We start from the raw sequence: 12,980 nt of genomic DNA, 5'->3' as shown, positions 1-12,980 counted from the left end.
GGTAGTTCCCATCCTAGTGGGCGCGCTCATCACACTGGCCTTTGGCCATGTTCCAGCGATGATCGGCCAGGTCGTCGCGCTTGCGCACTAGCCTGCCCAGGTGACGTTCATGCGAAAAGGGGGGTGGATTGCCGATCGCGCCAGTCTTCAAGTCGCCATGTGATCTTGCCTCGCGGCTGCCGCCGATGATCGCCGAGTTTCTCGATCTGGAGCAGCATCTCAAGCGGCGCTTCCGCGAGGACAGCATCACCGACATCCTGATCGCTTCGCTACTCTCGCTGCCGGGCAGCGATGTCGTGGTGCTGACGCCACCCGAGGCCAAGACAGGTGGTGACTTCGATCTTGTCGTTGTCGATCCGGCTACCGACGATGCCATCCAGTTTCGCATCCAGGCGAAGCGGCTCACGCCCCACGGTCATAACTGGATGATCGGTTCCTACGCGGAACTCGCGCACCCTCACAATAGCGGTAACCAGTCTCGTTTGTTGGTCGGTGGGCTAGGCAGGGAAGCGATCCCGACGATCCCGCTCTACGCCTTCTACAATCCTGCACATGTCTGCACCGCCTCCGGCGACACGGTCTCCGGCATCGAGCTGGCGAGCGGCTGGGAGATCCGTGAGCGCGTAAAGGCGATGGTCCGGGTCAAGCCCAAGCGATTGCCCTTCAAGCGTATCGGCTCGCTTCAGCCGCTCTTCTTTCCGCTTTCGACGATCCTCTGCCCGCCACGCCCTGGCGGCGGCCCGGAGATACCCTTGCCCGCCGAGGTGCGAGCTTCGGTTGAAGGCGCAATCGAGTCGCGCAGCGGACTGGCGGGCTACGGCCAAACGCTGCGCATCCCGACCGCTTCCGAGCTGCGGGCACTCGGCGGACTGCAGACCGCCAATCGCACATTTCGAGAAACCCAGCCCCAATCCGACGCGCCTCAGATCCCTGCAATCATTCGAACGGCGATAGAGCGTCGCGGCGAAAGGATCGTGCCGGCACGGGTGAAGCGCCCGCGGGTGGTTCTGATCTCTGGCAATGGTCCAGGCGATGCATAGCGCCGGATCGGAGGCAATCATCGGCTTGGAGCCGCCGCGATCGAGTGTGTAAGCTGCCGGTCAATCTGCAGGACTGGACGCGCCAATGGGTTCGATGAAGGACCTCCATATCGAGACCATGGGACTGACCCATGAATGGCTCGAGCTGATCGCCGAGATTTTGAGCCAGCCGAATGTCGGCCAGGCCCATGTCCTTCAGCCCGACGAAGAGCCCGACGATGAGGACCTCTGGGAGGAACTGCGTTTCATCCCGGACCTGTCCTTCACGCCGGCGGGTGAAGATGCGCCCTGGGCGATCGAGTTCAAGATGTTTCGCTGGCAGACGGACTGGCGCCGCCGGATTGTCGATGCCATCGCCCATATGCGCCATATCGTTCAACAGGGACGCTTCGCCCGTGGAATCGTTCTCGTCTCGTTCGACCTCACCGAGGAAGCGCTGGAAGAACTCCAGGCACAAGCCGAACCCTCAATCGAAATCTGGTCGCTCAATCGCCTTCAGACCTTGGCGAGCGCCAGCGCCGAGCTCGACGAGAAGCTGGATGTGCTCGCCATCGATACCGTCATGGAATGGTCGTCGGCACCCGCGCGTGTGGGCCCGCTTGCGCAGTCTCCCAAAGCGGCCGGGCGCGAAGTGCCGGAGGATCTCTTCAGCACCACCCCGATTTCCAATCGGGCACCGGCAACGACTCAGGCTGGTGTCGCCGACCTGCAGCTCCCTCCCGGCGCGGTGATTGCGGCGAGGTTGCGCGCGACGCCTGCCGGGCCCGCGGGCTGGCAAGCCTATGAGGCTGGCTGTGCCGATGCCGTGAAGTTTCTGTTCGGCAAGGAATTGCACCGGCCCACGCAGCAGCAGCGAAGCGGCGGCGGTCATCATCGCATGGACCTGATCTGCCGTATCCGATCGGTCGGCAGTTCCTTCTGGTCCATGATCGAATCCGATTTCTCGACCCGCTACGTCGTGTTCGAAGCGAAGAATTCAGCGAACCCGATCGGCCAGGACGAAATCGAACTCACCGCCAAATATTTGTTCGATAAGGGGCTGCGCACAGTCGCGATCATTTTTGCCCGGGAGGGCAGCACGGACAATGCGCGCGTCGCCGCCGAGCAGACCCTACGCGATCGCGGGACGCTCGTGCTCGCGATCAGCATGGCCGAACTCTGCGCCATGCTCGAAGGAGCGGATGCCGGGGATCCGCCTGAGAATATCATGTTCGAGAAACTCGATGATTTTCTCATGAGCATGGGACGATAAACCTAGGGAGGTGTTCGTTTCGGGTTCAGTTTGCGGCGAGACGGTCGTCGATCTGACGTAGCCGGCGACGAAGCTGATCGAGTTCCTGGTTACGTGCGTCAAGCAAGGCACGAACCGCCTTGCTTAACTCCCACATTAGGTCGGGCACCTTCGTCTCGGCTTCGGCTCCCTCGGCCTCCATCTTGGCGATGTCGTCAGGGCCCAGATCATGCTCCTCCGCGTCCACCGAATGCGGTGCGACAATGGCGTCCAGCGCAGCAATCAAGGTCTCCGACGCCTTGATGATCTTCTGCTTGATCGCCTCGATGCTTTCGACATCCAGCCGGCTTGCCGCCACCGACGCGAAACTGTTCTTGGCCATCGACAAGGTTCCCGACCAGTGATGCGCGGCCTCTGGCGTGATCTCGATTTCTTCGTCCTCAATGGGTTCGAGATCATGTCGGGCATCGCTGAGGAAGGCCGTGATGGCCGCAGGCATGTTGTCACGCGACCATTCGGCATCCCTTATCCGGGCGACTGAGGCGTCGCGCACCATGGCGTCGGTCTGAATCTCCATGCGGTTGAGCTGCCGCCAGACCGGACGAACCGCGACCCATGCCGCCCCCAGCGCGATGAAGCTGCCGATCAGCGTTTGCCATTCCCGGATCAACCCGATCACGTCAAACCGCTCCCACAATGTCAGCAAGCAGAATGCGATCACCACGGCGATCAGCTTCAGAGCCGCGATCAGCATTCGACAAAGATTCCTCCGAACAGATGTGTTTTTGGCCGTCGGCTCTGTCTACGCCCAGTGATTCGTTTGATTCCAGAAGAGAATTGCCGATCGAGCGCCGCCCGGAGCCCGGGTGATCTAGCCTGGCCTTTCTTTATCGACGCCAGGGTACGACGGCATGAAGTTCTTGTTGCCTAAAGAGATTTTGCTGCCTCCTTAGTCGCCCCTGTCGTCGGCCGATCGTTGCGCCGGCTCCAGAACAGGGTGACCCGCATGACCGTATCGCCAGCCCGTTCCGAAGCTTCGCGCCGCGGCGCGAAGATGCTGCGGACCGCGCTTGGCGCGTCCATCGCTGCCTGGCTCGACGACCGCGAGATCGTCGAGATCATGCTCAATCCGGACGGACGGCTTTGGGTGGATCGCCTCGGATCGGGTCTTGCCGATACCGGCATGACGGTGTTGGCGGCCGATGGTGAGCGCATCATTCGGCTGGTCGCGCATCATGTCGGCAGCGAGGTCCATGCCTGGGCGCCGCGCGTGTCGGCGGAACTGCCCGAGACCGGCGAGCGCTTCGAGGGGCTGCTGCCGCCGGTGGTGACCGGTCCGGCCTTCGCGATCCGCAAGCCTGCGGTCGCCGTCTTCACGCTCGACGACTATGTCGCGACCGGGATCATGTCGCCCGGTCAGTGCGCGGCGCTGCGCGCCGGCGTCGCCGGGCGGGAGAATATTCTTGTCGCCGGTGGGACCGGGACCGGCAAGACCACGCTGACCAATGCGCTTCTGGCCGAGATCGCCGAAAGCAACGACCGCATCGTCTTGATCGAGGATACCCGGGAGCTCCAGTGCACCGCGCCCAACCTGGTCGCGATGCGGACCAAGGAGGGCGCGGCCTCCCTGACCGAGCTGGTGCGCTCGTCGCTGCGCCTGCGTCCGGACCGTATCCCGATCGGCGAGGTGCGGGGCGCCGAGGCGCTCGACCTGCTCAAGGCATGGGGCACCGGCCATCCCGGCGGCTTCGGGACCATCCATGCCGGCTCCGCCCTCGGCGCGCTGCGCCGCCTCGAGCAGCTGATCCAGGAAGCCGTCACCACGGTCCAGCGGCCACTGATCGCCGAGACGATCGGCCTGATCGCCGTCCTCGTCCGCGACAGCACCGGCCGCCGCCTCGCCGAGCTCGCCCGCGTCGAGGGTCTCGAGCCCTCAGGCGAATACCGCCTTCACTTCCTCGCCAACGGAGACCCCGTATGAACCGCCCGCCGTTATCTGTTCGCCTGCGCCTCGCGGCTTTTGCTTCCAGCACGCTCACCGCACTCTGCGCTGCACCGGCCCATGCCTCGGGCTCCTCCATGCCCTGGGAGACGCCGCTCCAGTCGATCCTCGAGAGCATCGAGGGGCCTGTCGCCAAGATCGTCGCGGTGATCATCATCATCACCACCGGCCTGACGCTCGCCTTCGGCGAGACCTCGGGCGGCTTCCGCCGGCTGATCCAGATCGTGTTCGGGCTGAGTATCGCCTTTGCCGCCAGCTCCTTCTTCCTGAGCTTCTTCAGCTTCGGCGGCGGGGCGCTGGTCTGATGGAAACGCTCGATCCCGGCGCGGCCATCCCCGGCTATTTCGCCCCCGTGCACCGGGCGCTGACCGAGCAGATCCTGCTTGGCGGCGCCCCGCGCTCGGTCGCGATCGTCAACGGCACCCTGGCCGGTGCCGTCGGTCTCGGCCTGCGCCTCTGGCTGGTCGGGCTGCTCCTCTGGGCGGTCGGCCATGCAGCGGCTGTCTGGGCGGCGCGCCGCGATCCCCAGTTCCTCGAGGTCGGGCGGCGGCACCTGCGCTATCCCGCCTATCTGCGCGCGTGAGGCGGCCATGATGTCGCTTCGCGAATATCGCCCCCGTGGTGCTGCCCTTGCCGATTATCTGCCCTGGGCCGCGTTGATCGCGCCCGGTGTGGTGCTGAACAAGGACGGTTCCCTCCAGCGCTCCGCTGCGATCCGCGGCCCCGACCTGGATTCCGCGACACCGGCCGAGCTGGTCGCGACCACGGGCAGGCTGAATGGCGCGCTGCGCCGCCTGGGCTCGGGCTGGGCGATCTTCGTCGAGGCGCAGCGCGTGCCGGCACAGGACTATCCGCGCAACCGCTTCCCGGACCCGGTATCGGCGCTGGTCGACCGGGAACGCCGCGAGCAGTTCGCCGAGGAAGGTGCGCACTATGAGAGCGCCTATTTCCTGACCCTGCAATGGATGCCACCCGCCGAGGACGCCGCTCGGGCGGAGAGCCTGTTGTATGAAGGGCGGTCTCGAACCGGCGTCGATCCGAACGAGCTGCTCGCGAGCTTCGTCGATCGCAGTGCGCGGTTGCTTCAGCTTCTTGAAGGGTTCGTGCCGGAAGCGCGCTGGCTGGGTGACGCCGAGACGCTCACCTATCTCCATTCGACAGTCTCGACCCAGCGCCAGCGCGTCCGCGTCCCCGAGACGCCAATGTATCTCGACGCGATCCTCGCGGTCGAACCGCTGGTCGGTGGTCTCGAGCCGCGGCTGGGCGGGCAGCATTTGCGGACGCTGACCGTCACCGGCTTTCCCACCGCGACCTTTCCGGGGTTGCTCGACGATCTCAACCGGCTGGCATTCCCCTATCGCTGGGTCACGCGCGCGATCACGCTCGATAAGACCGACGCGACCAAGCTGCTCGCACGGATCCGGCGGCAATGGTTCGCCAAGCGCAAGTCGATCGCGGCCATCCTCAAGGAGGTGATGACCAACGAGGCATCGGTGCTGCTCGACAGCGACGCCGCGAACAAGGCGGGCGATGCCGATCTCGCCTTGCAGGAGCTGGGCAGCGATCTGGTCGGCCAGGCCTATGTCACGGCGACGGTCACCGTCTGGGACGCGGACCCCGGCCTCGCGGCCGAGAAGCTGCGCCTGGTCGAGAAAGTGATCCAGGGCCGCGACTTCACCGTGATCGCCGAGGGCATGAACGCCGTCGAGGCTTGGCTCGGCAGCCTGCCAGGGCACGTCTATGCAAATGTCCGCCAGCCGCCGGTCTCGACGCTGAACCTCGCGCACATGGTGCCGCTGTCGGCGGTTTGGGCAGGGCCGGCGCAGGATGAGCATTTCGCAGCACCTCCGCTGTTCTTCGCGCGCACCGAGGGATCGACGCCCTTTCGTTTCTCGCTGCATGTCGGCGATGTCGGCCACACGCTGGTCGTCGGCCCGACCGGTGCGGGCAAGTCCGTGCTCCTCGCGCTGATGGCGATGCAGTTCCGCCGCTATGCGGAGGCGCAGGTGTTCGCCTTCGACTTCGGTGGTTCGATCCGCGCCGCCGCCCTGGCAATGGGCGGCGACTGGCAGGATCTGGGCGCAGCCTCCGCCCGGGGCGGGGAGGGCGGGGTTCGGCTCCAGCCGCTCGCGCGCATCGACGACTTGGCGGAGCGCAGCTGGGCTGCCGAATGGCTCGCCGCCATCCTCGCCGCCGAGGGGGTGGCAGTCGATCCGCAGGCCAAGGAACATCTCTGGGCGGCCCTGGGGTCGCTCTCCTCCGCACCCATCGCGGAGCGTACGCTCACCGGGCTCGCCGTCCTGCTCCAGTCGCAGCCGCTCAAGCAGGCGCTCGCGCCCTATTGCGTTGGCGGGCCGCACGGCCAGCTGCTCGACGCCGAGAGCGAGCATCTCGGCGAGGCGCGCGTCCAGGCCTTCGAGACCGAGGGCCTGATCGGCAGCGCCGCGGCCCCGGCGGTGCTGTCCTATCTCTTCCACCGGATCGAGGCGCATCTCGACGGCGCGCCGACGCTGCTCGTCATCGACGAGGGCTGGCTCGTTCTCGACAGCCCGGCCTTTGCCGGACAGCTGCGCGAGTGGCTGAAGACGCTGCGCAAGAAGAACGCCAGCGTCGTCTTCGCGACGCAGAGCCTGGCCGATATCGAGACCTCGGCGATCGCGCCGGCGATCGTGGAGAGCTGCCCGACCCGGATATTCCTGCCGAACGAGCGTGCCTTCGAGCCGCAGATCGCCGGCATCTATCGGCGCTTCGGATTGAACGACCGCCAGATCGAGATCCTCGCCAGGGCTACCCCCAAGCGCGACTATTACTGCCAGTCGCGCCGCGGCAACCGCCTCTTCGATCTCGGGTTGGGCGAAGTGGCGCTCGCCTTTGCCGCTGCCTCCTCGCGTACCGACCAGCGCCAGATCGCCGACCTTCTCGAGGCCCATGGCCGCGCGGGCTTTGCGGCTGCGTGGCTGCGCGCCCGCGGCCTCGACTGGGCCGCGGACCTTCTTCCCCTTGCCGACCAGGAGTGACTGTCATGCGTACCCCCCTGTTCCGCCGTGCCGCGCTTTCCACTGTGGCGGCGCTGCTCATCGCCGGCACCGCCGCGCCGGCGTACGCCCAGTTCGGCGGGATCGTCTATGATCCCAGCAACTATTCGCAGAATGTGCTGACCGCGGCGCGGACGCTGGAGCAGATCAACAACCAGATCCGCTCGCTTCAGAACGAAGCCCAGGGGCTCGTCAACGACGCGAAGAACCTGGCCTCCCTGCCATTCTCCTCGCTCGCCGAGCTCCAGGCCCAGCTGCGCCAGACCCAGCAGCTGCTCGGGGGCGCCCAGCGTATCGCCTATTCGGTCCAGTCGATCGACCAGGCCTTCGACACCCGCTACCGCCCGGCCAGCATGTCCGGTTCGGACAAGGCCCTGGTCGACAATGCCCGTGCACGCTGGGAAGACAGCGTCGCCGCGTTCGAGGATGCGCTCAAGCTGCAGGCCGGCATCGTCGGAAATATCGAGGGCTCGCGCGACGCCATGGACCGGCTGGTCGGCTCGAGCCAGTCCGCATCGGGCGCGTTGCAGGCGACCCAGGCGGGCAATCAGCTCCTCGCCCTTCAGGCGCGTCAGCTCGCCGACCTGACGGCCCTGCTGGCGGCGCAGGGACGGGCGCAGGCACTGGAAGCCTCGCAGCGCGCCGCCGCGCAGGATCAGGCGCGCGAACAGCTCCGCCGCTTCCTGGCTCCGGGAACCGGCTACCAGCCGGGCACCGCTCGGATGTTCCACAATTGAGGCCGCGGCGATGGGCATCCGCACCTCCGCGCGCATCGGCGCCTTTGCCTGTCTGGGTGTAGCACTGGGCCTCGCGGCGCTGACGCTGCGCGGCGTCGCTAGGCCCGTTGCCCTCGAGCCCATGCCGGCCGAGACCGCGGCGCCTGTCGACCCGCTGCAGGCGCGGTTGCTGCAATGCCAGCTGGCCGGTGAGGCAGCCGGTTCCGATCGAGGCTGCCTTGCTGCCTGGGCGGAGAACCGGCGGCGCTTCCTGGGGCTCGGCCATGCGCGACCGGTCGAGCCCAGCCCGGCGGGAACTGTGGGGGCGGATGCCGTCGGCCGTATCGACCGGCCGAGGGCGGACGACCTTTCCAAGGAGCATTGAACCATGGGCGGCACGGGCGTCATCGACCGGTTTCTCGAGGTCTTCACGCGCTACATCGATAGCGGGTTCGGGCTGCTGCAAGGCGAGGTCGCCTTCGTCGCGACGACGCTGATCGTCATCGACGTGACGCTGGCCGCCCTGTTCTGGACCTTCGGAGAGGGGGACGACATCCTTGCCCGGCTGGTCAAGAAGACCCTCTTCGTCGGCATCTTCGCTTATATCATCGGCAACTGGAACGCGCTCGCCAGGATCGTGTTCGAGAGCTTCGCCGGCCTGGGCCTCAAGGCCTCGGGTACCGGCTTCACCGCGGCGGAACTGCTCCAGCCGGGCCGCGTCGCCCAGGTCGGGCTCGATGCGGGGCGCCCGATCCTGGAGTCCATCTCCGGGCTGATGGGCTATATCAGCTTCTTCGAGAACTTCATCCAGATCGCCGTCCTGCTGTTCGCCTGGGTGATCGTGCTGCTCGCCTTCTTCGTGCTGGCGGTGCAGCTCTTCGTAACGCTCATCGAATTCAAGCTGACGGTGCTGTGCGGGTTCGTGCTGATCCCGTTCGGCCTGTTCGGCAAGACGGCCTTCATGGCCGAGCGTGTCCTCGGCAATGTGGTCTCCTCCGGCATCAAGGTGCTGGTATTGGCCGTGATCGTCGGAATCGGATCGACGCTCTTCTCCGAATTCACCAGCGCGATCGGCAACGCCCAGCCGACGATCGAGGACGCCATGGCGATCATGCTCGGCGCGCTCTGCCTGCTGGGCTTGGGCATTTTCGGTCCCGGCATCGCCAGCGGCATCGTCTCGGGCGGCCCGCAGCTTGGCGCCGGGGCGGCCGCAGGCACGGCGCTCGCAGCGGGCGGTGTCATGGCGGCCGGCGCCGCGATGGGCGGGGCGGCGCTTGGCGGCGCCGGCACGGCGCTCGCCGGTGCAGGGCGGACGGTCAGCTCGGCAGCCGGCGCCTACCGCGCGGGTGCCGCGGGCAAGTCGGGGATGAGCGCGGTTGCGTCCGGCCTGGGCAATGTCGGGCGCAGCGCGGCGGGCGGCGCGATGTCGCCGTTGCGCCGTTCTGCGGGAGCCGTGGCAGCCAAACCCGCCGAGGCCAAGGCCTCCTCGACACCGGCAGCAACGCCGGCGCCAGTTGAGCGGGATACCGGCGGTGTGCCCAGGCCCGTCACCGGAGCCGGACCGATTGCGCGCGATAGCGGCGGTGTCCCGGTGCCGGCCGTCAGTGCTGAAGCCGCGCCACCCCCGGCGCCGGAGGCAGTGCCGGCCGGGAGCGAGCCCTCGGGCAGCGCGCCCGAGCGTGCGGCGGCGCCGGGCTGGGCGCGGTCGATGCGGCGCAGCCAGGCCATCACCCATGGTGCCGGCGTCGCCGCGCACACCCTGCACGGCGGGGACAGCCGCGGCGCCGGCGCTTCCGTCAGCGTGACCGACAAGGAGTAGCCTCATGTTTCGACGATCCACCGCCCGATACGGCACGACACCTGCGCCGGAGACTGTCTACCAGCGCGCCGGGCAGGTCTGGGACGATCGCATCGGGGCGTCCAGGGTCCAGGCCCGCAACTGGCGGCTGGCCTGCTTCGGCGCGATCGGCGTTTCGACGATCCTGGCCGGCGGCCTGATCTGGGAAGCCTCGCGCGGGACGATCACGCCCTGGGTGGTCCAGGTCGACAAGCTCGGCGAAGCCCAGGCGGTAGCGCCGGCCGAGGCGGGCTTCCGTCCGAGCGACCCGCAGATCGCATTCCATCTCGCGCGCTTCATCGAGAATGTCCGGAGCGTGCCCGCGGACCCTGTCGTCCTGCGCCAGAACTGGCTTCGGGCCTATGATTTCACCACCGCCAAGGGCGCGCTGGTGCTGAATGACCATGCCCGGACCAACGACCCCTTCGCCCTGATCGGCAAGGTGCAGGTCGCGGTCGATGTGTCGAGCGTGATCCGCGCATCGGACAACAGCTTCCGCATCTCCTGGACCGAGCGTCGCTACCAGGACGGCAGCCTCGCCGCGACCGAGCGCTGGTCGGCGATCGTCACCGTGGTCGTGCAGCCGCCGCGCACACCCGATGCGATCCGTAGGAACCCGCTCGGCGTGTTCGTCAACGCCCTCAACTGGTCGAAGGAGCTTTCGCAATGACGTGCTCGCGCCTTGCTATTTTCTGCTCGCCGCTTCTGGTGGCGGCGCTGCCGCTCGCCGGCTGCGCGACCTCCCATGCCCAAGCTGGGACCCGGGACCTCGCCACCGCGCCCGCTGCCGTCCCGGCGGCGGACCCGGCGCCGCGCGTGGAAATCGTGCGTGTCCCGGAACCCTTGCCGCTGCCGGGGCAGCTCAAGCCGGCACCGCAACCGCCGGCCGAGCCCGGCGATCCCAAGGCGCGGATCGGCAATGCCAACGCGGCCGCCCGCGTGCAGCCCGCGCGCGACGGCTTTCTGAACGCGATCCAGCAATATCCCTGGGCGGACGGCGCGCTCTATCAGCTCTACGCGGCGCCAGGCCAGGTCACCGATATCGCCCTGCAGGAAGGGGAGCAGCTCGTCGGGCCGGGACCGGTCGCGGCAGGCGATACCGTTCGCTGGATCATTGGCGACACGCTGAGCGGCACCGGGCCGGCGCAGCGCGTCCATATTCTGGTGAAGCCGACCCGCGCCGGGCTGGTCACCAACCTGGTGATCAATACCGACCGCCGGACCTACCACATCGAGCTACGCTCCACGCCCGACACCTATATGGCGTCGCTGTCCTGGACCTATCCCCAGGACGCGCTGATCGCGCTCGCCGCCCGCATCCGGGAGAGCGGGGCGGCCGCACCCGCTGTCCCCGGTGTCGATCTGGATGCGCTCAACTTCCGCTACCGGATCGAGGGTGACCGCGTCGCATGGCGTCCGCTCCGCGCCTTCGACGACGGTCGGCAGGTATTCGTCGAGCTGCCTGCGGGCATCCGGCAGACCGACCTGCCGCCGCTCTTCGTGCTCGGTGCGAAGGGGCAGGGTGAGCTCGTGAACTACCGGCTGCGGGGGCGCTACCTGGTCATCGATCGGCTGTTCGCAGCCGCTGAACTCCGGCTCGCCTCTGGCAAGTCGGAGCGCCGCGTCCGGGTCCTGCGCGAAAACGGCCTGCCGCAGGAGAAGTCCCGATGAGCGGCCAGGATGACACGAGCCCCGTGGGACCAGAGGACCTCCGGCTGCGCGGCGATCCGCCCCGCGTGATGCGGCTTTCGCGAAAGACGCTGGCCGCCGTTGGCCTTGTCGTCACGGCCGCTATTGGCGGCGCGATCCTCTTTGCGCTCCAGCCCAGTGCCTCCAAGGCCCCGGCCGAACTGTACGAGACTGCGAATCGCCCAGGGGGGGATGGCCTCGCCGAAGGCCCAAGGGACTATGCGCAGGTGCCCAAGCTCGGCCCCCCGCTTCCAGGCGATCTCGGCCGGCCGATCCTTTCCGCCCAGCAGCGCGGCACCGAAGACTCGCCGCCGCCGATCGAGGATGGCAGGTCGGGCGCCGCGCCGGGCCCGACCCGTGCCGATGCTGCGCGCGAACGCCTCGCCCAGGAGCGCGATGCGGCCCGGACGAGCAAGATGTTCCTGGGGGGGGAGGGCGGCGCGCGCGGTCCGGGCGTCGCGCCGGCGACATCCAGCCCGGCCGCCGGTACCCTGGCGGCAGCCAGCACGCCCGCCGGAGCCGCCGCCCAGCCTGCGAATGGGGAACCGGACACGAAGCGCGCATTCCTGCGCGGCGATGGGATCCGCCCGACCGCGAGTGCCTTTCGCCTCGAGCGCCCGACATCGCCTTATGTCGTCCAGGCCGGGAGCGTGGTCTCCGCCGCGCTGATCACCGGGATCCGGTCCGACTTGCCCGGCACCATCACGGCACAGGTCACGCAGAACGTCTTCGACAGCGTGACCGGCAGCCACCTGCTCATACCGCAAGGCAGCCGTCTCATCGGCGAATATGATTCGCAGATATCCTTTGGTCAGAACCGCGTGCTCCTGGCCTGGGACAGGCTGATCCTGCCCGACGGGCGGTCAATCCAGCTCGATCGTCTTCCGGGCGCCGACGCCGCCGGGCGATCCGGGCTGCAGGACCGGGTGGATCAGCACTGGGGTGGGATGCTGCGCGCCGCGCTCATTTCGACCTTGCTGAGCGTCGGCACCGAGGTGGGCGCTGCGGATGACGACGAACTGATCCGCGCGCTTCGCCGGGGAGGCTCGGATTCAATCGCACGGACGGGCCAGGATCTTGTCCGCCGGCAGATGAACGTGCAGCCCACCCTCACGATCCGGCCCGGCTTCCAGCTCCGCGTCATCGTCACGCGTGATCTGGTGCTCGAACCCTCGGGGAGTCTCCAATGAATCTCAAGCTCGGTCCGCTGGCCGACGACAAGCCGGTAAAGCTCAGCATCGATATACCGGCCGACGTCTATCGCGACCTCACCGCCTATGCCGAGGCGCATGCCGCGGCCACAGGCCAGCCTTTGCAGGGACCCGCCAAGCTGATCGTGCCGATGCTCAGCCATTTCATGGCGACCGACCGCGAGTTCGCGCGGGTGCGACGCGAACTGCCCGCCAAGACCGGGTAGCGACCCATCCGTC

At 67.6% G+C, this 12,980-nt stretch carries 14 protein-coding genes; 13 read left to right on the top strand and 1 reads right to left on the bottom strand.

What is annotated here, in order from left to right; genetic code table 11:
* The first annotated feature begins 128 nt into the window (after nt 1-128).
* On the top strand, nt 129-1,040 hold the full coding sequence (locus tag ACT3CF_RS16340; protein ID WP_478424564.1) for a DUF6615 family protein: 912 nt from the start codon (nt 129-131) through the stop codon (nt 1,038-1,040).
* Between the two features lie 85 nt (nt 1,041-1,125).
* Nucleotides 1,126-2,292 (top strand): hypothetical protein, encoded by a 1,167-nt coding sequence (locus ACT3CF_RS16335; protein WP_478424562.1) that lies wholly within the window; start codon nt 1,126-1,128, stop codon nt 2,290-2,292.
* Between the two features lie 25 nt (nt 2,293-2,317).
* On the opposite strand, the gene ACT3CF_RS16330 is transcribed toward ACT3CF_RS16335, so the two are convergent.
* A complete protein-coding gene (locus ACT3CF_RS16330) occupies nt 2,318-3,025 on the bottom strand; it encodes a hypothetical protein (protein WP_478424560.1) in 708 nt (235 codons plus the stop codon).
* 252 nt (nt 3,026-3,277) lie between these two features.
* Here ACT3CF_RS16330 and trbB point away from each other — a divergent pair, with 252 nt between their 5' ends.
* The 11 genes from trbB to ACT3CF_RS16275 are packed head-to-tail and all read left to right on the top strand — an operon-like array spanning nt 3,278 to nt 12,967.
* Nucleotides 3,278-4,252: a P-type conjugative transfer ATPase TrbB gene (gene trbB, locus ACT3CF_RS16325; protein WP_478424559.1), complete on the top strand. Its 975-nt coding sequence runs from the start codon at nt 3,278-3,280 to the stop codon at nt 4,250-4,252.
* The gene (locus ACT3CF_RS16320) at nt 4,249-4,578 is read left to right on the top strand and encodes a TrbC/VirB2 family type IV secretion system protein (RefSeq protein WP_478424557.1); all 330 of its coding nucleotides are present in this window, start codon (nt 4,249-4,251) and stop codon (nt 4,576-4,578) included. The genes trbB and ACT3CF_RS16320 overlap by 4 nt, the downstream gene beginning before the upstream one ends.
* Nucleotides 4,578-4,856 carry a VirB3 family type IV secretion system protein gene (locus ACT3CF_RS16315; protein WP_478424556.1) on the top strand — a complete coding sequence of 93 codons (279 nt, stop codon included), beginning with the start codon at nt 4,578-4,580 and terminating at the stop codon, nt 4,854-4,856. The genes ACT3CF_RS16320 and ACT3CF_RS16315 overlap by 1 nt, the downstream gene beginning before the upstream one ends.
* Before the next feature lie 7 nt (nt 4,857-4,863).
* Entirely contained in the window at nt 4,864-7,290 is a 2,427-nt protein-coding gene (gene trbE / locus ACT3CF_RS16310) for a conjugal transfer protein TrbE (RefSeq protein ID WP_478424554.1), read from the top strand.
* Between the two features lie 5 nt (nt 7,291-7,295).
* Nucleotides 7,296-8,045 carry a P-type conjugative transfer protein TrbJ gene (trbJ, locus tag ACT3CF_RS16305; RefSeq protein ID WP_478424552.1) on the top strand — a complete coding sequence of 250 codons (750 nt, stop codon included), beginning with the start codon at nt 7,296-7,298 and terminating at the stop codon, nt 8,043-8,045.
* A 10-nt stretch (nt 8,046-8,055) separates the two neighbouring features.
* Nucleotides 8,056-8,409, top strand: a complete 354-nt coding sequence (gene trbK-alt, locus ACT3CF_RS16300; protein WP_478424551.1) for a putative entry exclusion protein TrbK-alt — start codon at nt 8,056-8,058, stop codon at nt 8,407-8,409.
* Nucleotides 8,410-8,412: 3 nt separating this feature from the next.
* Nucleotides 8,413-9,843 carry a P-type conjugative transfer protein TrbL gene (gene trbL, locus ACT3CF_RS16295; RefSeq protein WP_478424550.1) on the top strand — a complete coding sequence of 477 codons (1,431 nt, stop codon included), beginning with the start codon at nt 8,413-8,415 and terminating at the stop codon, nt 9,841-9,843.
* A gap of 4 nt (nt 9,844-9,847) precedes the next feature.
* Complete coding sequence (gene trbF / locus ACT3CF_RS16290) at nt 9,848-10,531, top strand: conjugal transfer protein TrbF (protein ID WP_478424548.1); 684 nt, start codon at nt 9,848-9,850, stop codon at nt 10,529-10,531.
* Nucleotides 10,528-11,532 carry a P-type conjugative transfer protein TrbG gene (gene trbG / locus ACT3CF_RS16285; RefSeq protein ID WP_478424547.1) on the top strand — a complete coding sequence of 335 codons (1,005 nt, stop codon included), beginning with the start codon at nt 10,528-10,530 and terminating at the stop codon, nt 11,530-11,532. The genes trbF and trbG overlap by 4 nt, the downstream gene beginning before the upstream one ends.
* On the top strand, nt 11,529-12,740 hold the full coding sequence (locus tag ACT3CF_RS16280; RefSeq protein ID WP_478424545.1) for a TraB/TrbI/VirB10 family type IV secretion system protein: 1,212 nt from the start codon (nt 11,529-11,531) through the stop codon (nt 12,738-12,740). Before trbG ends, ACT3CF_RS16280 begins: the two co-directional genes overlap by 4 nt.
* The gene (locus ACT3CF_RS16275; protein WP_478424544.1) at nt 12,737-12,967 is read left to right on the top strand and encodes a DUF2274 domain-containing protein; all 231 of its coding nucleotides are present in this window, start codon (nt 12,737-12,739) and stop codon (nt 12,965-12,967) included. Before ACT3CF_RS16280 ends, ACT3CF_RS16275 begins: the two co-directional genes overlap by 4 nt.
* Nucleotides 12,968-12,980: the final 13 nt, after the last annotated feature.

Source organism: Sphingomonas chlorellae (assembly GCF_056485145.1).
The sequence above is the reverse complement of the archived record's forward strand: the minus strand, read 5'-3'. Positions and strand labels throughout refer to the sequence as shown.